The 20,125-nt window shown below is 57.9% G+C and carries 18 protein-coding genes; 8 read left to right on the top strand and 10 right to left on the bottom strand.

The features are described from left to right. Nucleotides 1-115: 115 nt before the first annotated feature. Together ffh and EPD60_RS13270 are read right to left on the bottom strand one after the other, a co-directional pair. On the bottom strand, nucleotides 116-1,444 hold the full coding sequence (ffh, locus tag EPD60_RS13275; RefSeq protein ID WP_131450009.1) for a signal recognition particle protein: 1,329 nt from the start codon (nucleotides 1,442-1,444) through the stop codon (nucleotides 116-118). Between the two features lie 193 nt (nucleotides 1,445-1,637). Then, nucleotides 1,638-2,513: a sigma-70 family RNA polymerase sigma factor gene (locus tag EPD60_RS13270; RefSeq protein WP_243647836.1), complete on the bottom strand. Its 876-nt coding sequence runs from the start codon at nucleotides 2,511-2,513 to the stop codon at nucleotides 1,638-1,640. Between the two features lie 252 nt (nucleotides 2,514-2,765). On the opposite strand from EPD60_RS13270, the gene EPD60_RS13265 reads away from it, so the two are divergent. Continuing rightward, complete coding sequence (locus tag EPD60_RS13265; protein WP_131450008.1) at nucleotides 2,766-3,146, top strand: START-like domain-containing protein; 381 nt, start codon at nucleotides 2,766-2,768, stop codon at nucleotides 3,144-3,146. Between the two features lie 542 nt (nucleotides 3,147-3,688). On the opposite strand, the gene EPD60_RS13260 is transcribed toward EPD60_RS13265, so the two are convergent. After that, complete coding sequence (locus EPD60_RS13260) at nucleotides 3,689-4,324, bottom strand: hypothetical protein (protein ID WP_131450007.1); 636 nt, start codon at nucleotides 4,322-4,324, stop codon at nucleotides 3,689-3,691. Between the two features lie 28 nt (nucleotides 4,325-4,352). Between EPD60_RS13260 and EPD60_RS13255 the strand changes: the two genes are divergently transcribed. The 6 genes from EPD60_RS13255 to EPD60_RS13230 all read left to right on the top strand — a co-directional run bounded on the left by EPD60_RS13255 (nucleotide 4,353) and on the right by EPD60_RS13230 (nucleotide 9,445). Beyond that, nucleotides 4,353-5,765, top strand: a complete 1,413-nt coding sequence (locus tag EPD60_RS13255) for an LptF/LptG family permease (protein ID WP_243647835.1) — start codon at nucleotides 4,353-4,355, stop codon at nucleotides 5,763-5,765. Between the two features lie 114 nt (nucleotides 5,766-5,879). Further along, entirely contained in the window at nucleotides 5,880-6,623 is a 744-nt protein-coding gene (locus EPD60_RS13250; RefSeq protein WP_131450006.1) for a superoxide dismutase, read from the top strand. Further along, nucleotides 6,569-7,645 (top strand): cation diffusion facilitator family transporter, encoded by a 1,077-nt coding sequence (locus EPD60_RS13245; protein WP_243647834.1) that lies wholly within the window; start codon nucleotides 6,569-6,571, stop codon nucleotides 7,643-7,645. The genes EPD60_RS13250 and EPD60_RS13245 overlap by 55 nt, the downstream gene beginning before the upstream one ends. 124 nt (nucleotides 7,646-7,769) lie before the next feature. Further along, a complete protein-coding gene (locus EPD60_RS13240) occupies nucleotides 7,770-8,171 on the top strand; it encodes an OsmC family protein (protein WP_131450004.1) in 402 nt (133 codons plus the stop codon). Next, complete coding sequence (locus EPD60_RS13235; RefSeq protein WP_131450003.1) at nucleotides 8,171-8,632, top strand: RrF2 family transcriptional regulator; 462 nt, start codon at nucleotides 8,171-8,173, stop codon at nucleotides 8,630-8,632. The genes EPD60_RS13240 and EPD60_RS13235 overlap by 1 nt, the downstream gene beginning before the upstream one ends. A gap of 186 nt (nucleotides 8,633-8,818) precedes the next feature. Next, nucleotides 8,819-9,445 carry a peroxiredoxin gene (locus EPD60_RS13230; protein ID WP_131450002.1) on the top strand — a complete coding sequence of 209 codons (627 nt, stop codon included), beginning with the start codon at nucleotides 8,819-8,821 and terminating at the stop codon, nucleotides 9,443-9,445. Nucleotides 9,446-9,599: 154 nt separating this feature from the next. On the opposite strand, the gene EPD60_RS13225 is transcribed toward EPD60_RS13230, so the two are convergent. The 3 genes from EPD60_RS13225 to EPD60_RS13215 form a co-directional block, all read right to left on the bottom strand. Continuing rightward, complete coding sequence (locus EPD60_RS13225; protein WP_317126067.1) at nucleotides 9,600-10,343, bottom strand: RluA family pseudouridine synthase; 744 nt, start codon at nucleotides 10,341-10,343, stop codon at nucleotides 9,600-9,602. Nucleotides 10,344-10,455: 112 nt separating this feature from the next. Next, nucleotides 10,456-11,670, bottom strand: coding sequence for a pseudouridine synthase (locus tag EPD60_RS13220; protein ID WP_131450000.1), 1,215 nt, complete (start codon nucleotides 11,668-11,670; stop codon nucleotides 10,456-10,458). A 65-nt stretch (nucleotides 11,671-11,735) separates the two neighbouring features. Beyond that, nucleotides 11,736-12,407, bottom strand: coding sequence for a hypothetical protein (locus EPD60_RS13215; protein WP_131449999.1), 672 nt, complete (start codon nucleotides 12,405-12,407; stop codon nucleotides 11,736-11,738). A 143-nt stretch (nucleotides 12,408-12,550) separates the two neighbouring features. Between EPD60_RS13215 and EPD60_RS13210 the strand changes: the two genes are divergently transcribed. Next, nucleotides 12,551-12,718 (top strand): phosphatidate cytidylyltransferase, encoded by a 168-nt coding sequence (locus EPD60_RS13210; protein ID WP_165871541.1) that lies wholly within the window; start codon nucleotides 12,551-12,553, stop codon nucleotides 12,716-12,718. A 532-nt stretch (nucleotides 12,719-13,250) separates the two neighbouring features. Here the strand turns inward: EPD60_RS13210 and EPD60_RS13205 are convergent. The 4 genes from EPD60_RS13205 to EPD60_RS13190 all read right to left on the bottom strand — a co-directional run bounded on the left by EPD60_RS13205 (nucleotide 13,251) and on the right by EPD60_RS13190 (nucleotide 19,693). After that, nucleotides 13,251-15,419 (bottom strand): ATP-binding protein, encoded by a 2,169-nt coding sequence (locus tag EPD60_RS13205; protein WP_131449998.1) that lies wholly within the window; start codon nucleotides 15,417-15,419, stop codon nucleotides 13,251-13,253. A 24-nt stretch (nucleotides 15,420-15,443) separates the two neighbouring features. Then, entirely contained in the window at nucleotides 15,444-15,641 is a 198-nt protein-coding gene (locus EPD60_RS13200; RefSeq protein ID WP_131449997.1) for a hypothetical protein, read from the bottom strand. 163 nt (nucleotides 15,642-15,804) lie between these two features. Continuing rightward, entirely contained in the window at nucleotides 15,805-16,500 is a 696-nt protein-coding gene (locus EPD60_RS13195) for a LytR/AlgR family response regulator transcription factor (protein ID WP_131449996.1), read from the bottom strand. 67 nt (nucleotides 16,501-16,567) lie between these two features. Further along, complete coding sequence (locus EPD60_RS13190; protein ID WP_131449995.1) at nucleotides 16,568-19,693, bottom strand: VPS10 domain-containing protein; 3,126 nt, start codon at nucleotides 19,691-19,693, stop codon at nucleotides 16,568-16,570. Nucleotides 19,694-20,125: the final 432 nt, after the last annotated feature.

The following is a 20,125-nucleotide window of genomic DNA, read 5'->3' as shown; positions in this document are numbered from 1 at the left end:
TGTGCTAGTGGGTTCCTGTGCTAGTGTGCTAATACCTTTGACCTACCAGCAAAAGAAAGCCGCCCCTGCAGAGCGGCTTTCTTTTAGCACATTAGCAAACCAGCACACTAGCACACTATCGCTTACCGAAGCCGCCGGGCATCATCTTGCCCATCGGCATTTTGTTCATCATCTTCATCAGCTCGCGCATCTGCTCGAATTGCTTCATGAAATTGTTGACGTCGGAGATGTCCTTGCCGGCGCCCTTGGCAATGCGCTTACGGCGGGAGGCATCGATCACGTCGGGGTTTGCGCGTTCCTGCTTGGTCATCGAGTTGATCATCGCCTCGATTCCCTTGAAGGCATCGTCGGAGATGTTGATGTCCTTGATGGCCTTGCCCACTCCGGGGATCATGCCAATGAGGTCTTTCAGGTTACCCATCCGCTTGATCTGCTCCAGCTGGGTTTTGAAATCATCGAAATCAAACTGGTTCTTGCGGATCTTCTTCTCGAGGCGCTTGGCTTCTTCCTCGTCAAACTGGGCCTGGGCCTTCTCCACGAGGGTGGTGATGTCGCCCATGCCGAGGATACGCTGGGCCATCCGCTCGGGGTAGAACACGTCGAGCGTATCCATCTTCTCACCGGAGGAGATGAACTTGATCGGCTTGTTGACGGTGTACTTGATGGAAAGGGCCGCACCGCCGCGGGTGTCGCCGTCGAGCTTGGTGAGCACCACGCCCGAGAAGTCGAGACGGTCGTTGAAGGCCTTGGCGGTGTTCACCGCGTCCTGGCCGGTCATCGAATCCACCACGAAGAGGATCTCGTTGGGGCTAACGGCGCTCTTGATATTGGCTACCTCGGTCATCATCGCCTCGTCAACGGCCAGGCGGCCGGCGGTGTCGATGATCACAACGTTCTTATTCTTTGAGCGGGCGTCGCGGATGGCGTTCTGCGCGATCTCCACCGGGTTCTTGTTTTCGGTTTCGATGTGCACGTCCACCCCGATCTGCTCGCCCAGCACACGGAGCTGCTCCATGGCCGCGGGGCGGTATACGTCGGCGGCCACCAGCAGGGGGTTCAGCTTCTTTTGTGTTTTGAGGAAGTTGGCCAGCTTGCCCGAGAAGGTGGTCTTACCCGAGCCCTGCAGGCCGGCGATCAGGATCACGGCCGGGGCGCCCTTCGCATTGAATTCGGCCACCTCGCCGCCCATCAGGCTCACGAGCTCGTCCTTCACGATCTTCACCATCAGCTGGCCGGGAGAAATGGCGTTGAGCACCTTTTCACCCTGTGCCTTCTCGCGCACCGTGTCGGTAAATTCCTTGGCGATCTTGTAGTTCACGTCGGCATCCACAAGGGCGCGGCGGATCTCCTTGATCGTAGAGGCGATATTCAAATCGGTGATACGGCCTTCACCTTTCAGATTCTTAAACGCACCTTCCAGCCGGTCCTGTAATGATTCGAACATATTGAGGTCAGGTTTTTAAAAAGAAAAAGTGAATCAACAGGATTCACTTAGAATGAGGGGGCAAAGATACGTTAGAAGAATATCGAATAACGAATATTGAATGACGAATATCGGCCTTACAGGCAGGCTTGCCCCCCATCATGGAGGCCGGCAAACCGATATTCGAAATTCGTTATTTGATATTCCGGCGCTATCAGGCGCCGAGGTAGCCGCGCAGCAGCGCCGTTTTATGGGTCGACTGCAGCTTGGCGATGGCTTTGTCCTTGATCTGCCGTACGCGTTCGCGGGTGAGGTTGAAGCGCACGCCGATGTCGTCGAGGCTGAGCGGCTCGGCGATCCCGATGCCGAAGAAATAGATCACGACCTCCTTCTGGCGCTCGGTGAGCGTTTGCAGGGTGCGCTTGATTTCGGTGCGCAGCGACTCCCGGTAGGCAACGCCCCGGTCGGTGCTTTCGCAGTTGGTATTCTCCAGCACGTCGAGCAGGGTGCCGTCCTCGCCGTCCGACAGCGGGGTGTCCACACTCAGGTGGCGGCTGTTCATGCTCAGGCTGGCGCGTACCTCATCGATCTCCATATCGAGCAACTCGGCAAGCTCCTCGGCGGTGGGCTCGCGCTCGTATTCCTGCTCCAGCTGCGTTACCGCTTTGGCCACGCGGGCCGTGAGCCCCACCTTATTCAAGGGCAGGCGCACGATGCGGGCCTGCTCGGCCAGGGCCTGGAGGATCGACTGGCGGATCCACCAAACGGCATAGGAGATGAATTTAAAGCCCTTCGTTTCGTCGAAGCGCTGGGCGGCCTTGATGAGGCCGAGGTTACCCTCGTTGATGAGGTCGGGCAGGGAAAGGCCCTGGTTCTGGTACTGCTTGGCCACCGACACCACGAAGCGCAGGTTGGCCTTGGTGAGGCGCTCCAGGGCGCGGGCATCGCCGGCACGGATGCGGCCTGCGAGGCGTACTTCCTCTTCGGAGGTGATCATTTCTACCTTGGCGATTTCCTGGAGATACTTTTCGAGACTGGGCGATTCGCGGTTCGTGATCGACTGCGAGATCTTGAGTTGACGCATGCTCATAGGAAGGGAATTATGGATTTCTGGATTGGTGGCGAACGTTTTGGTTATGCCAGAATTTCCATCGCACGGTTCGGTCACAGAGCAGTTAGTGGCTTAACTCCTTCCAAATTAGGAAATCCATCCATATGCAAAAAATTTTTCTGCCCGCCCGCCGCACCGGGAAAGGCCCGCCGGGGGGCGCCAAAAAATAAATTTTGCCCGTACGGTATTATTTCTATAATTGCACACCTCCCGAGGCATTAAAATGTGACGATGAGCAAAAAACAGTTGTATACGCTTGAATTTCCTGTCCGTTGTTCCCCAACCATCCTGTACGAATTTCTCTCCACGTCTTCGGGTCTGCAGGAGTGGTTTGCCGATAAGGTAGACGACCAGGACAACGTCTTTACCTTTTCCTGGAACGGTTCGGAAGACACGGCCGAAGTGCTGGAAAAGGAAGAAGACAAATTCATCCGCTTCCACTGGAGCCATGCGCCCAAAGACGAATTCTTCGAATTCCGGATCGAGAAGTCGGAGGTCAGCAATCAAACGATTCTCGTCATCAAGGATTTCGCTTCCAAAAATGAGATCAAAGACCAGAGCCAGCTTTGGAACCACCAGGTGAAAGACCTTTTTCACCGGTTAGGTAACTGATTAATGATACGCCCCGCGCTCTGCGGGGCTTTTTGTTTAAAGAACGATCGGAACAAGCGCCGGGCAGGGTATCTTTCGAGCTTTGGATTTGCCGGATGTTTCTACCGCGGGTGTTTTTTCTCGCAGAGGACACGGAGCGTTTCGCAGAGGGCACGGAGACTTTTTCTACGATTACAGTTTTGGAGCAGTCTTACTGGCAGGGGAATGTCCTATAATTCACGGCAGTGAGTTGCGGGAGCTTTGCCCGCCTGCGGCAGGCCTCCACTAATAAAGGGTGGAGGAGGAAATCAACATCGGTAGTTATGCCTTAAGATAAAGTGCACACCGGGTGCCCCGGGCGCCCGGCCCCGCTTAGCGCCTTCCGCCTCCACAAACTTTAAGACTGACCGCTCTTGCCAAAGCAGCGGAATGACTGAACCAAAGTCCACCTCCCTAAAAATATCCTTAGCGTCAAATAATACCGCCGTCAGGCAAAATCAGAAATCAAACATCAGACATCCGGGATCGGAAGCCCCTCTACTTCAATTACTCAAGTATTGCTTTTACCATTCCTCGTTTCTGAACCGCGCCCCGCAGATCGTCAGCAGTCGCTTCCAGCTTTCCAGCAGGTCCTCGGCTACGAAGTGGACGTCGCGCAGCGAATATTCCACGGCGATCTTGAGGTGCTCGGCGCGCTCCACGCGTTCGGAGAAGGCGCCTTCGTTCATCAGGGCGATCGCGCGGTAATTGTCTTCCTCGAAATGGTGCTGCCAGGGATCTTCCTCGTTGATGCCGATGAAATAATTGTGCTTGGCGAGTAGGTGGTGACTGGCGGCGATATCCGCCGAAAAGATCTCTTTATATACACCCGAAAGGTGCAGGGTGCTGCTGAAGGAATTGCCCCACCAGAACAGGGTGCGCAGGGCAAAGATGTTGCGGCTGTCGAAGGAGCGCGGGAAGTCGAGCACCAGGTACGGCAGTCCGAGGTAATTCTCGCCCTTCGAGATCTTGGCCGAAGGGCCGAGCACCTCCGCCAGCGGGCCGGGATCGGCGTGGAACACCGCCCGTTCCATCTCTGCCTGCAGGCCTTCGAGCAGGCGCCGGATGCCGTAAAGGATTTTGTTTTTCGTTAAAATGAACCCCGCGTTACACATCAGCTCCATCTCCGGGGCCGAAAACTGTATTTTTGCTTCTTCCACATTCAAAATTACCAACCGGGCAGCGCACGTGATCAAGAAATTAGATAAGCTTATTCTAAAAGCCTTCCTCGGTCCCTTTGCCGCCACCTTCTTCATCACGCTGGTGGTGCTGGTGCTGCAGTTCTTCTGGCTCTGGATCGACGACTTCGTGGGGAAAGGCCTTTCACCCGGCATCATCCTCGAGTTCATCGGCTTCCAGGCCGCCACGCTGGTGCCCCTGGCCCTGCCGCTGGCCGTGCTGCTGGCATCGCTGATGACCTTCGGCAACCTCGGTGAAACCTACGAGCTGGTAGCCGTGAAAGCCTCCGGCATCTCGCTGCTCCGCTTCATGCGGCCCCTGTTCTTTTTCGTGCTCGCCATCTGCGGCGTCGCCTTTTATTTCGGCAACAGCGTCATTCCCATCACCCAGCTGAAGTCGCGCACCATGCTGAGCGACATCGTTTGGGCGAAACCGGCATTCGATATCAAGGAGGGCGTTTTTTATGATAAGATCTCCGGCCTCGCCATCAAGATCGGCAAGAAGGAGAACGACTCCATCATCCACGACATCATCATCTACGAGCAGGCCGGCGGCCTCCAGGACAATTTCGTGCTGGCATCCGACGGCATCATGACGGTGTCGCCCGACAAGCGCTTCCTGGAGTTCAACCTGAAGAACGGCTGGCGCTACTCGGAGCGCGCGGCGCAGAACGGCCCCGGCACCGAGTTCATCCGCCTCGGCTTTAAGGAATACAAGAAAAGCCTCGACCTCATCGCCTTCCAGTTCAAGTCAACATCCGACTCCGCGGAGAAGGCCAACTTCCGCGTTATGAGCATGCCGCAGCTGGCGAAGGTGATCGACTCGATGAACCGCACCCATGCGCGCGTAGGCGGCCGCATCCGTAAGGAAGCATTCGGCGGTTCGGGCATCGGGCGCTGGCAGGACACGAGCTGGGCCAGCGTGCCCGCGGCGACCGCGGCGATCGACATGGCAAAGCTGATCCCCGACTCGGTAAAGACTGTTGTGAACGACCGCGTGGTGGGCCGCATCGGCACCGTCCGCAGCATCAACGAAGCCATCGCCAACCAGCTGGAATCCGACCAGCGCGAAAAGATCCGCTACGAGATCGAATGGCACCGCAAGATCTCGCTCTCCCTCGCCTGCCTCGTGCTCTTTCTCATCGGCGCGCCGCTCGGCTCCATCATCCGCCGCGGCGGAATCGGCAACTCGCTTATTTCGTCGATCGCGTTTTTCATGCTCTTCTACTTCATTGCCAACACGGGCGAAAAATTCGCGAAAGAAGGCAGCTGGACCGCCTTCAGCGGCATGTGGCTCGCCACCTTCGTACTAACGCCCATCGGTATCCTCCTCACGTGGAAGGCCATCCACGACTCGCAGCTCTTCAACCGCGAGTATTATTACCGGCTTTTCCGGAAGCTGCGCAGGAAAAAGGCACAATAAAAGTTCAAGAGGCTCAGGAGGTTGGTTACCGCATTTACGAACCTCTTGAACCTTTTTGAACCTCTTGAACCTCCAAATTGTCCCCTGTTTACCTTTGGCCGAAACTCTTATCCCATGGCACCCTCCCGACGCGACTTTCTCGTCAACACCACGAAAGCCGGCCTTGGCCTGGCCATTGGTTCTTCGCTGCTGGCTGCCTGCAACAACAGCACCCGCAAGGCAGTTACGGGCACCAACTTTCACCCGGTGAACGACTTCACGCAAAAGCCGCTCCCCTATGCCTTCAATGCCCTGGAAGCCGCCATCGATGCGCGTACCATGGAGATCCATTATGGCAAGCACGCGGCTTCCTATGCCAGCAACCTGCAGGATGCGGCAAAGGCGGAAGGCGTAGCCACGAACGGGTCGATCGAGGAACTGCTCACGCGCATTTCGAAATATTCCGCCAAGATGCGCAACAACGCGGGCGGCCATTTCAACCACGAGTTTTTCTGGAAGACGATGAGCCCCGACGGAGGTGCTCCTTCCGGCGCGCTGCTGACCGCCATCAATGCTTCCTTCGGATCGCTGGATGCATTTAAGAAGCAGTTTGCCGACGCCGGCACCGGCCGCTTCGGCTCGGGCTGGGCCTGGCTGTATCTCGATGGCGACAAAACCCTGCGCATCGGCTCCACGCCCAACCAGGACAACCCGCTGATGGATGTGTCCATCATCAAAGGCACGCCGCTGCTCGGCCTCGACGTATGGGAGCATGCGTATTACCTGCGCTACCAGAACAAGCGCGCCGACTACATCGCCAACTGGTGGAAAGTGGTCAACTGGAACTATGTAACGCAGCTGCACCAAAGCCTTTCCTGACGAAAAAACCAACGATCCTGCCCGCCACTACCCACACTCCAAACGCCAACCTGCGCCTGCAGTTCTGGATCGCCGTTGCGTCCTGCCTGCTGCTGCTGGCGAAATTCTTCGCGTATTTCCGCACCAACTCGGTAGCGGTACTCACCGACGCGCTCGAAAGCATCGTCAACGTAGCAGCCGCCTTCATCGGCCTGTACTCGCTTTATGTGTCAGCCAAGCCGCGTGATACCGACCACCCCTATGGGCACGGCAAGGCCGAATTCATCTCGGCCGCCGTGGAAGGCACCCTGGTGCTTTCGGCCGGCGCCCTCATCATCTTTAAAGCGGTAAAGACCTTCTTTATTCCCGAAAAGCTTCACCCGCTCGATGTGGGCATCTACATCATCGCCGGCACGGCCCTGGTCAACTGGCTGCTGGGCATGACGGCCGTGCGCCAGGGGAAGAAGTCCAACTCACTTGCGCTTATCGCCAGCGGGCGGCACCTGCAAACCGACACCTGGTCGACGCTGGGCATCGTGGCGGCCCTGCTGCTGCTCCGCATCACCGGCTGGCTCTGGATCGATTCGGTGGTGGCGGTGGCCATGGGCATCCTGATCCTGTTTACCGGCTACCGCATCCTGCGGCAATCGCTGGCAGGTATCATGGACGAAGCCGATATGGACCTGCTGAGCCGGATGGTGGAAGTACTCAACAGCAACCGCCGCGACGGCTGGATCGACCTGCACAACCTGCGGGTGATCAAATACGGCAATACCCTGCATATGGACTGTCACCTCACGGTGCCCTGGTATTTCAACGTACACCAGGCCCACCAGGAGATCGACCAGCTGGCAAGCCTCGCGCGCACCGAATTCGGCGAATCGCTCGAGCTGTTCGTGCACTCCGACGGCTGCCTCTATTTCCAGTGTCCCATCTGCGACAAAAAAGATTGCCCGGTGCGGCAACACGCCTTCCGCCAGGAGATCCGGTGGACGGTGGACAATATCCTGCAGAACAAAAAGCACGGGCCGGGAGATCTTTGAATCTCCAATCTCGCAATCTGGAATCTGCTGCGGCCGCTCATAGCCATACATTCCAGATTTCAGATTCCAGATTATCAGATTCTAAGGCGGTATCTTTGCGGCATCCACCAATCACCTTCGGAAGATGAAAACGACTACTGTCTGGAAAGGAGGCTCAGCCTACGAAAGCACGCAGCCGAACGGCGCGAAGATCGCGATCAACGCTACGGCGGGCTTCAGCCCGAAGGCGCTCCTCCTGAGCGGCCTCGCCGGCTGCACCGGGATTGACATCGTGGACATCCTCGAAAAGATGCGGGTGCCTTTCGATTCGCTGGAGATCGAGGCCGAAGCAGACCAGACCGAAAGTCACCCGCGCGTGTTCACCGGCATCCATATCATCTACAGGATCGGCACCGACCCGGAGAACCGCGAAAAGGTGGTGAAGGCCATCGAGCTGTCACTCGAAAAATATTGCGGTGTGGCGGCTATGCTGCGCAAGAATTCCGACATCCGCTACACGCTGAAGCTGGTAAAACCGGAGGCCTGATGCTGACGCAGAAAGCCATCTATGCGTTCCGGGCACTCACCTACCTCGCCGACCAATACGAGAGCGGCCCGGTGCTCATTGCCGACATCGCCGAAAAAAAGCGGATCCCGCTCAAGTTCCTGGAAAACATCCTGCTGCAGCTGAAAAAAGCCGGCGTACTCGACAGCAAGAAGGGAAAGGGCGGCGGCTATTTCATCAAGGGGCAGCCCGCCGATACCAGTATCGCCACCATCATGCGCACCGTTGACGGGCCCATCGCGCCCCTCCCCTGCGTGAGCCTGTATTTCTACGAACGTTGCCATAATTGCGACGAACGCAACTGCGGACTTCATGACATTATGGAGCAGGTGCGCGACGCCATGCTGGGCATTCTCGAAAACAAGACCATCGAAGACCTGAAAACGGGGAAAGAAGACCTGGTGAAGAGCCTGAAGAAAGCCACAAAAAAGAAAGCCACGTAGAGAAAGAACGTTGATCCCGCAAGCGGAATACGCAGATTGGTTATGATTTGCGCGGATGTTGGTACCGGTATCTGCGTTCATCCTGACAGATCATAAAAAATCTGCTTTCTCTTTCTACCATTAGTCTACCATTTTTATAGGAAAATGTTTTACCCTTAGATTTGTAGTCACAAAAAACTTCATTCTATGAGCCTGCGACTCGGCGACACCGCCCCCAATTTCAAAGCGACCACAACGGCCGGCGACATCGACTTTTACGAGTACCTCGGCGACAGCTGGGGCATTTTGTTTTCCCACCCTGCCGATTACACACCCGTGTGCACAACCGAGCTGGGGCGCACCGCGCAACTGAAAGACGAGTTTGCAAAGCGCGACGTGAAAGTGCTGGCGGTAAGCGTCGACGCGCTCGACAGGCACCAGGGCTGGGTACGCGACATCAACGAAACGCAAAACACGACCGTGGATTTCCCCATCATCGCCGATGAGACCCGGGAAGTAGCGGGCCTTTACGGTATGATCCACCCGAATGCTTCGGAGACCTTCACGGTACGCTCGCTCTTCGTGATTGGGCCCGACAAAAAGGTAAAGCTGACCCTCACCTACCCTGCTTCTACGGGCCGCAACTTCAACGAAGTATTGCGTGTGGTGGATTCGCTGCAGCTTACCGCGAAGCATAGCGTGGCCACTCCCGCCGACTGGAATCCGGGTGAGAAGGTGATCGTAGCGCTGTCGGTTCCTACCGAGCAGGCGCAGGAAAAATTCCCGAAGGGTGTAGAGATCGTGAAGCCCTATTTGCGGTATACGGAAATCTAAATGCCCTGTACCATGTTACGGAGGTCAGTCGCAAAGCGCTTGAACGGGATATCATTTTGAAATCCTTTCGGAGTAAGACCAGTCTTAAGATCGTGGAGTTTGCTTCGCTGCGCTCGCAATAACGCCGAAGGCCCCGCTTCGCGGGGCCTTCGTATTACTTTCTTAGTTGTTGCAGCGTCGCCTTCATATCCTTTTGCAGCGGCGCCTCGAGTGTGATCTCATCTCCATCAAGGTTCTTAAGGGTAAGCTTCGATGCATGCAGGGCAAGCCGGTTGAGCAGGGGACGCTCCTCCTCGAACTTGCCGAGGTTGAATTTCTTCCGGAACTCCGACAGCAGCACCGGGCGCCCGTCGCCGTAGATCGGGTCGCACACAATGGGGTGCCCGAGGTGCTTCATGTGCACGCGGATCTGGTGGGTGCGGCCGGTAAGAATGCGGAACTCCATCCAGGCATAAAGGCGGAACTGCTCGAGCACGGTGAACTCGGTAACGCTTTCCTTTCCCTTACGCCAAACCGTCATCACCCCTTTCTTAGTAGGATGCTCGGCAATCGGCTCGTCGATCACGCCCTCGGTGATATGCGGTGTGCCGAGCACAAATCCGTTGTACACCTTGCGGGTGCTGCGCTCTTCAAACTGCATCGAAAAATGCCGGTGGGCAACCTCGTTGCGGGCAAAGATCACGAGCCCGCTCGTATCGCGGTCGAGGCGGTGCACCGTAAAGATAGAGCCGTATTTATCCTGCAGCCCGTTGCGCAGCCCGGCCACGCCCTCGCGATCGGGAATGGTGAGCATGCCCGAGGGTTTGTTCACCGCCACCAGGTTTTCGTCTTCGTAAACTATCAGATCGTCAATTCGAAAAGCCATAGTCGTATTGTGCTGGTGTGCTGGTGTGCTAATGTGCTAAATGGTCAAAAGGTCTGGCTAAACCGGCAATGGACGCAACTATACCAAAAGTTTTGTTTTACTGCTTGCCTCCGTTAGCACACCAGCACATTAACCCACCAGCACACTATTTTTTTCCTTTCTTGAAAAATTTAAGATCACGCACTTCCTTTTCGCTGAGGAGGCGCCATTTGCCGCGGGGTACGTTCTTCTTGGTGAGTCCGGCGAAGATGACGCGGTCGAGGCCTTTAACGTCGTAGCCAAAGTGCTCGAAGATGCGGCGAACGATGCGGTTGCGGCCGCTGTGGATCTCGATGCCGACCTCTTTTTTGTTCGACGAATCGGCATAGGCCAGCGAGTCAACCGTGGCAAGCCCGTCCTCGAGCGGCACGCCCTTGAGGATTTCATCGAAGTGCGCTTTGGTGAGCGGCTTGTCGAGCGTTACGGCGTACACCTTCCGCACTTCGTTGCTGGGATGGGTCAGCGTCTGCGCCAGTTCGCCGTCGTTGGTGAGCAGCAGCACGCCCGAGGTATTGCGGTCGAGGCGGCCCACCGGGTACACGCGTTCCTCGGTGGCACGGGCGATGAGGTCGAGCACCGTCTTGCGCTGTTGCGGGTCGTCGGTAGTGGTGAGGTAATCTTTCGGCTTGTTAAGCAGGATGTACACGAGATTGCCGGTAGGCGTCACTTTCTTACCGTTGAAGGTCACTTTGTCGTCGGCCTGCACCTTGTAACCGGGCTCGGTCACTACGGCGCCGTTCACCTGCACCTTGCCGCTTTTGACTACGTCGGCGGCCTCGCGACGCGAGCAGATGCCGCCGTGGGCGAGGTATTTATTCAGGGGCATCTGTGCTTCCTTGCGCGCGCGGGTAACCGGCTTCCGGTCGGGCGCGGCATCGGGAGCGGCCGTGGGCCGGGCCTCATGCGCCGTGTCGCCAATGGCGCGGCGCACCCGGAATGAGCCTTTCGGGGCGTCTTTATCGTTGGGGGTTCCAGTGCGCTTCGGCGCGGCAGGCTCCTTGCCGGGGCCTTTGGCCGGGCGGGCGGCAGGACGGGCACCGCGCGGTTCTTCCTTCGAGAACTTCGACGGGCGTCCCTCTTCGCGTGCGGGCTTAGCGGGGCGGTCATTGCCCGCTTTCGGGGTGCGCGCACCACGCGGGGCGGGTGCTTCGCTGCCAAATCCGGAATTCCGCGCCGCGGCCTTATCGGCACGCTGCTGCTCAAAAAAAGCTTTACGCTTGCGGGTTTCTTCCTTCTTTTCCTGCCGAAACTGTTCCTTCAGGGCCGCGCCTTTTTTGGGGCCGCCCTTGTGGAATTTCTCAAACCCTGATTTCTTGTTCATCCGGCAAAAGTAGAAAAGACCCCCGCAATGCGGGGGTCTTTTTATTGAACCCAACTAAAAACGGGTTACTTCACGTTAGCATTCTTCTTGCGGCCACCCTTGCGGAGCTGCTGCATCTTTTGCTGCTGCTCGGGGGTGAGTACAGACTTCATCTGCTCCATCTGGGCCTTCATCAGCTCGTGCTGTTGCTTGCGCTTTTCTTCCTGGCTGATGGCCGTATTGTTGCGCAGGGCATCCAGGCGACCTTTATAGTCCTGGCGGATGCTCTTCATCTTTTCCTGCTGGGCCGCGGTCAGGTTGAGCTCCTGCTGCATTTTGCCAAAACCTTCGCCATGCTTGCCGTACTCGCCACCGGGGCCGCCATGACGGCGGATGGTGTCGCGGTCACCGGGACCACCGGCACCGCGGCGGTCTTTCCACTCTTCGCGGAAATCAGCGGCCTTCTTCTGCTGCTCGGGCGTCAGCAGGCTCTTGCGCTCGGCCACATATTTTTCGTGGATCTGCCTGCGCTGGGTCTTGCGCTGCTCATCGGTAAGGGCGGTGTTGTTGCGCAGGGCATCCATTTCGGCCTTTTCGCGGGTGTGGATATCCTTGAGCTTTGTTTTCTGGTCGTTGCTCAGGTTGAGCTCCTTCATGTCGTTGCGACGTTCTTGCTTTGCTTCCTTGCCACGACCCTGGGCCTGGGCGGCGCCGGCCAGCAACAGGATGGCCAAAGCACTGGTAATCATTCTTTTCATATTCATTATTTGTGTTTTGTAAACGGTTTTATCATAGACGGCCACCGGAAAGATAGGTTTAAGCCCTTCCGGTTAAATAAGGTTAAATGACGTTAGGCAGGCTGTGGCAACGCATTTGCAAAGCATTATGAAAAAGGCAGACTATGAAACGGCATGCAACACTTTGGATGGCTTTGTTTTTCCTGGCAAGCACCTTTGCTTCCTGCCAGGTCGTTGGCGGCATCTTTAAAGCGGGATTCTGGACGGCCATTATCCTGATCGTACTGGTGGTGGGACTCATCCTTTGGCTGGTAGGCCGCGGACGGAGATAGCCGCACCGCAGGCAACGGGAGCAACACAACGCTGATTCCGCAAGCGGGATACGCAGATTGGTTATGATTTTTTTATGATAGGCCGGCGCCGGTATGATGCGACAAGCTCGCCATGACGTTGTCAGCCTGTGCGAGGTCGAAGGCTGCGTAAATCATAAGAATCATAATAAATCTGCGTTCTTTCTTTTCAGGGCAATGCCTGGCCGCAGGCCATTGAAAATAAAAGCCATTCGTAGAAACGAGCGGCTTATCAGGACTTGCATCCCTTTGTTATGGCAATTTTGAATAATGTGTTCGCGGTTGCAAAAAAATGCCCCGTCAAGAATGACAGGGCTTCACCCTTAACCATACGAAACCAAGATCTTATATTCAGCGTAGAATAATCTTCTTTTTGAGTAACCGGGATACTGTGTTCCGATTACATGGTAAAAGTAGTTCGCCGGGAGGCCACAATCCAAATCCAATCGTTCAACCGGGCAAAAATGCCGGTCAAATTCATCCATTGACAGGATGAGCGGATAAGCATCTACCCTTAGCCGACGCTACTCAATAAGCCCCGCGCTTCGGCAACTGCCTGCTCGCAAACTTTTCGCACCTCGAGGTAGTCTTCCAGGAAATGATTTTCGTCTGTTTGCCCCACTGCTTCCACTTCCATACGGTGCAGGTAGGGCGAGAGGCGCTCGGTCAGGCCGAGATAGGCCACGGAGCTTTTCATGCCATGGGCGATGCTTTTTATCTGGGTGCGGTTGCCGGCTTCCACGGCCTCCTGCAGCAGGTTGAGCTCTTCGGGCACCTGAACGATGAACTGGCGGATAATGGCGTTCTCAAACTCGGTGTCGCCCAGCGACAGCTCGTGCAGGTAGGCAAGGTTCACCACCGGCACTGGGGTACGATCGGTTTCCATTTGTTGACAATAGTGTTGCAGGATAGCGTATAACTCACCTTCCTTGATTGGTTTAGAAATGTAGTCGTTCATGCCGAAAGAGAGGCAGCGTTCTTTCTCGCCGGTCATGGCGTGGGCCGTCATGGCGATGATGGGCAGGTCGAGTTTCAGCTCGCCGCGGATCACCTGGGTGGCGTCATAACCATCCATGAGCGGCATCTGGATGTCCATCAGCACGGCGGCGTAGTTGCCTTCGCGGAGTGCGTTCACCGCCTCGAGACCGTTGTTTACCAGGTGGTAGTCGAGGTGCCACTGCTGCATCAGGTGCCGGATCAGCTGCTGGTTCATGGCGTTGTCTTCGGCCACCAGGATCCGCATGCCCTGGAGCGCATGGTGCACCTCGTCGGCGGGACGGGCAAAGCTTTCGGTATGATTGTGCAGGGGCCGGAAGGGCATACGCACCAGGAACTCCGAGCCGCGCCCCACCTCGCTTTCCATCTGGATAGAGCCGCCCTGCAGGTCGATCAGCTGCTTCACGATGGCAAGCCCGAGACCCGTGCCGCCGAATTTGCGCGTGGTTTCCGCCTCCGCCTGCTGGAAGCGGTCGAAGATGGTGTTCTTCTTTTCGGGGGCGATGCCCACGCCGGAATCCTTGATGCGGAATTGCAGGTGCACCAGCTCCTCATTCTGGCTGATCGTCGTCACCTCGAAATGCACGAAGCCGCGCTCGGTAAACTTAATGGCATTGCTGAGCAGGTTGATCAGCACCTGCGTCAGGCGCACCGGGTCGCCGGAGAGCGTGTCGTGGATCGAAGGATCGACGTTGATAGTGAACTGAAGGCCTTTCTGCCTGGCCTTGTCTTCAAACATCACCTGCACCGAGCCCACAAGCCCGTTGAGGGAGAAGGGCGTCTGCTCGATGTGCATCATTCCCGCCTCGATCTTGGAGAGGTCGAGAATGTCGTTGATCAGCGTAAGCAGGTTCTGGCTCGAGGAATAGATGTAGTCGACATACTGCTGCTGCTGGCTCGTGAGCGAGGAGCGCCGCAGCAGGTTGGTGAAGCCGAGGATAGCGTTCATCGGGGTGCGGATCTCGTGGCTCATATTGGCCAGGAACTGCTCCTTGATGAGGGCGCCTTCCTTGATGCGTTTTTCCGACTCGTTGAGCATCAGGATCATGCGCTCCTGCTGGCGGCCCTTGTTGACCACATATATAAAGGCCAGGATGCAGGCCAGGCAGGCGATGATAGCCATGCCCACGCCGGTAAAGCGGGCCCGGTCGCCGTTGCGCTCGATGCCGCCCATGATGGAGGTAAGGTGCGCCTGCCGGATGCTGTCGAGGCGGTAGATCACCGAGTTGATGGAATCGCGGAGCAGGCGGCCGCGGCCGGTATTGATAACGGCCTCACCCGCGTCCTTGCCGCCGCGCTCATAGGCGTTCAGGATGTCGTAGCTGAAACGGATCTTCCGGTCCACGAGGCCGTCGAGCTCCCGCACGAGACCGTTCGTCTCCGTGCCCTGCAGGCGCTTGCGGATCGGCCCCAGCTCGCTGCGGATATTGCTGATCTTGTTGTTGACGTCGCGGATGTGCCGCCGGTCGTTGGTGATGATGGCACCACGGATATCGCTTTCCACCGAAAGAACGTCGGCTTCGAGGCTGCGGAGATTGTTCTGGATATTGACCTCGCTGAGCAGTCGGCGGTTGCCTTCGGTAAGGTCGCGGACATTATGGGACGTAATGAACTGTATAAAGACGATCAGCAATACGCCAATAATAAAAAACCACAACGCCAGGTATTTCATGCGACCGTCCCCCATGCTGAGGGTCTAAAATACGAAAAATCAGGCTTGGACAGGTTCCGCCTGGCGAAAGCGGCGGTAGGAGCGCCAGAAGTAGACGATGCTCCCCAAAAGAATGGCCGAAGAACCCAGGATCACGGGGAGGCGGCGCCCGCTCCACACTTCGCTCAGCAGGAAGTACTCCGATGCAATGAGCAGGAGGATGCAGGTGAGGAAGGGTATCAGGTAGCGAAGTTTCATAATATCAGGCCGGTGGCGCTGGTCGTTTTGGTGGATAAGCAGTATTCCGGGACAGAGCCGCGGCTAAGGCTGTTTCAAAAATAGATTCGGGGAGCCGTGGGGCTCCCCGAATTAGGTGATAGCGGTAATATGCTCGGCCAACCGCACCGATGCATAGTCGAAATTAAAGGAGGTTGAGGCGCTTGTTGAGCGCGGTGCGATAGGTGTCGGCCACGGGCACCGAAGCCTTCCCGATCGAGATCACGCCTTCCTGGATGAAGTCGATCTTGCTCATGGAAACGATATAGCTGCGGTGCACGCGGATGAACTTCTGCGGCGACAGCTTTTCCTCGATCGACTTCAGGGTGGCATGCAGCACATGGAATTTCTGCGGGGTATGCACCTTCACGTAGTCGCCCATGGCCTCGAGGTAGAGGATCTCGTCTACATTGATCCGCTTCAGGATGCCATTGTCTTTTACAAACACGAACTCCTGGGCCTCGACCTTCACTTCTTCCTTGTCGGCGGCGATGGTTTCCTGGGCGCGCTCCACGGCCTGCAGGAAGCGGGCGGGCGAAACGGGTTTCACCAGGTAATCCACCACGTTGAGTTCGAAGGCCTCCACGGCGTAATCTTTCTTGGCCGTGGTGAAGATGATCAGCGGCGATTTGTGCCCGAGGTTCTTGGTCAGCTCGAGGCCGGTCATCCCGGGCATCTCGATGTCGAGAAACAGGAGGTCGATGGGTTGCTTGTTGATGATATGGTATGCTGCCATGGCGTCCTCGCACTCGTCTACGAGCTCAAGGTCCTTCACCTGCCCTACCAGCTGCTTCATGGCCATCCGGGCCATCTTGTTATCGTCTACGATTAAGCACTTCATGTTGGTGTGTTACGTATGATCAGGGGTCTGTTCTTGAAAAGTAAGGCGAAAGATAAAGAGATTCCAACTACCGGACACCAATCACGGGCAGGGCCTTCTGCCGGATGGCTTCGTTGAGCGCCTTCACATCCACCTCCTGCACCCGCTTCAGCGCCGCCAGCTGCGCGTCGATGGCGCCGGCGAGCTCCGCGTACACTTCCTGTGCCTGGCGGCTGGGCGCGAAGTTGCCGCTGTTGGCCACATCGAAAAGCCCCGAGAGCTTGTCGTTGAGGCGGATGGGATAATTCAGCACGTCCTGTCCGCTCTTCGCCTTCGTTTGGTACAGCACTTCCTCAATGCGGGTGAGGCGGCGCTGGATACTGTCGGAAAGTTCCTTCACGTCCTTCGGAACGTCTTTGCCCTGCAGGGTCATGAAGCCCTCGATGCGGCTGCGGAGCGTGCGGATGTCGCGGATCGCCTTCTGTGTTTCATTGAACTTATCCTGCACGCCGCGGAGGAAGTTGAACTGCGCGGTGTATTCGGCCGGCGTGGTTTTGTAGTTCGGGTCGGCGAGAATGCGGGCGGGCACTTCCGACGAATCCTTGCCATCCACCACCACACGCACGAAGTAATTGCCGGGAGGCGCCAGGATGCCGGCGGGCACGCCGTTCCAGAGGATCATGCCTTCGGGCGCGCGCTCCGATTCGGCATAGAGGCCGTTCCAGGCAAAGCGGTTGATGCCGTTGCTGACGTCCAGTTTCGCGTTCTCTTCCTTGGCATCGGTGCTGAAGGTCCGGATCGGCTTGCGGGCTTCATCAAGTACCGTCACCCGCACCCTGGTGGAGTCGTTGATGCCGGAGAGCCAGAAGGGTACCACCACACCCGCCGGCGGGTTGGCACCCACATTGCGCGGCGCCTGCTGGGCACCACGGCCACCGGCATCGGGCATGCGGTACGCCGCGGCCGGCGTGAACAGCTGCAGGCGCCTGGCAGGCACCGCGGTGCTCCACTGCTGCACCGGGCCCAGGTCGTCAAGCACCCAGAAGGCACGGCCCTGCGTAGCCACGATAAGGTCGTTCTCCTTGATGGTCATATCGGTGACGGGCGTCACCGGCAGGTTCAGCTGGAAGGGCTTCCACGTGGCGCCATCATCGTACGACAGGTACATGCCGTACTCGGTGCCGGCGTAAAGCAGCCCGGGACGCTTTTTGTCGGCACGCAGGGCACGGGTGAAATGCTGCGCCGGGATGCCGTTGGTGATGCGGCGCCAGGTAGCGCCATAATCCTCGGTCTTGTAGATATACGGTGCGAAGTCGTCGAGCTTGTAGCGGGTACCCACGAAGTAGGCCGCGCCCGGCTTGAAGGGATCCACCTCCACGCAGTTCCACATGATCCACTTCGGCGCGCCGGCGGGCGTAACATTTTTCCAGTTCTTGCCGCCGTCGCGGGTTACGGAAATGACGCCATCGTCGGATCCGGTCCACAGCACGCCGGGCTCCAGTGGCGACTCGGCCGCGGTGAAGATGGTGCAATAGTATTCCACCGAGGTGTTGTCCTTGGTGATGGGGCCGCCGCTCGGGCCCTGCTTGCTCTTGTCGTTGGTGGTGAGGTCGGGCGACACCTGCTCCCAGTTGGCTCCTTCATCTTCAGTAGCAAAAAGAACGTTGGCCGCGCAATAGAGGCGCTTCGGGTTGTTGGGCGAAAAGAAGATGGGGAAGTTCCACTGGAAGCGGAATTTCTGCACGTCGGCGCCGGCGCCCATCGGGTTGTTGGGCCAGGGCGATACGGCGCGGTTCTCCCCGGTCTTGTGATCGAGGCGCGAGAGGTAGCCGCCGTAGTTGCCGCCATACACAATATCGGGGTTCAGCGGGTCGGCCACCACGTAGCCACTTTCGGCGCCTGCCGTGGGTTCCCAGTCGTTGTCGGTGATGCCGGCGCGCGTGCGGCCGCGGCTGCGCATCCGGATGGTGGAGTTATCCTGCTGCGCACCGAGGATGCGGTAGGGAAAGCTGTTATCCGTAGTAACCCGGTAGATCTGCGCGGTGGGCTGGTTGCGGATGGAGCTCCAGTTCTGCCCGCCATCGAAGGAAACTTCCGCGCCGCCGTCGTCGCCGAGGATCATGCGGTTGCCGTCTTCGGGGTCGATCCACAGGTCGTGGCAATCGCCATGGCCAACGGGCACCGCCTGGAAGGTGCGGCCACCGTCGCGGCTCCGCATGAAGCCCACATTGGGCGCGTATACCAGGTTTTCATTTTTCGGATCCACGAACACCTTGCTGTAGTACCAGGCGCGCTGGCGGATATTGTTGTCGCTGGACACGAGCGTCCAGGTATCGCCGCCGTCGTTGGATGCGAAGAGACCGCCTTTTTCATTCTCGATGATGGCGTACACCTTGTCGGGATTGGTGGCGGCTACCGCCACGCTCACGATGCCCCAGGTGCCTTTCGGGAGTCCTTTGCGGGCCGACATATCGGTCCAGGTTTCGCCGCCGTCGGTGCTTTTCCAGAGGCCGCTGCCTTCGCCGCCGCTTTCCATGCTCCAGGGAGTGCGCAGCACGCGCCAGGTGCCGGCCCACAGCACCGAGGGGTTGCCCGGCTCCATCGCCAGCTCGGCGGCGCCGGCCAGGTTGTTTACAAAAAGCGTTTTGCGCCAGGTCTTGCCACCGTCGGTGGTCTTATATACACCACGCTCGGCGTTTGGCCCGAAGGAGTGACCGATCACGGCCGCCCAGGCGGTGTTGGGATCGCGGGGATGCACCAGGATGCGGCTCACGTGGCGGGCATCGCGGAGGCCGATATTGTGCCAGGTGCGGCCGCCGTCGTCGGAGCGCCACATACCGTTGAGGCCCTCGCTTTCGTTGCCGCGGAGCGTGTTCTCGCCTTCACCTACATACACGATGTTGTCGTCGGAGGGCGCTACGGCCACGGCACCGATGGAGCCGCCGTAGTATTTGTCCGACACGCATTTCCAGTTGGAGCCGCCGTCGGTCGTCTTCCAGACGCCGCCGCCGACGGAGCCGAAATAAAACGTGTTTTTGTTGCGGGCGGAGCCGCCCACGGCCGCCACGCGCCCGCCGCGGAAGGGCCCGGCGAGGCGGTATTTCATTTTAGCAAAAAGGGCGGAGTCGGGATCGGCGGCCGGCGCGGCTTTCCGCTTTTGCGAAAAGGCAGCGGCCGAACAAAGCAGGGTAAGCAGGATCAAGGGCAGGCGCATATGCAATAACGTTTGTGCGGGTAAGATACGCAAGGGAATGTGATGATGTCCGATGTCGGATGTCTGATTTGGTTGGGGGTTATCGGGTGGCGGGCGGGCGACCTCCCCCCCGCCCCTCTCCCTGTGGGAGCGGGGAGCGATTCCCCGTTGCCGGGGGCGCGGAAATCCCGGGAACCCGAAAACGCCCGTTTTCAGGGCCGCGGAATTCCCGCAAGGCTGGAAACGGGCGTTTTTGGTGTCGCCGGCTGCCGGGAAGATCAAAAACGGGCGTTTTCGTTATCGCCGGCCACCGGGAAGATCAAAAACGGGCGTTTTCGTTATTGCCGGCCACCGGGAAGATCAAAAACGGGCGTTTTCGTTATTGCCGGCCACCGGGAAGATCAAAAATGGGCGTTTTCGTTATCGCCGGCCACCGGCGACCGGTGGCGACGC

This window comes from Flaviaestuariibacter flavus (assembly GCF_004337505.1).
GTDB classification, from domain to species: domain Bacteria; phylum Bacteroidota; class Bacteroidia; order Chitinophagales; family Chitinophagaceae; genus Flavisolibacter; species Flavisolibacter flavus.
This window is presented reverse-complemented; position numbering and strand designations above follow the sequence as displayed.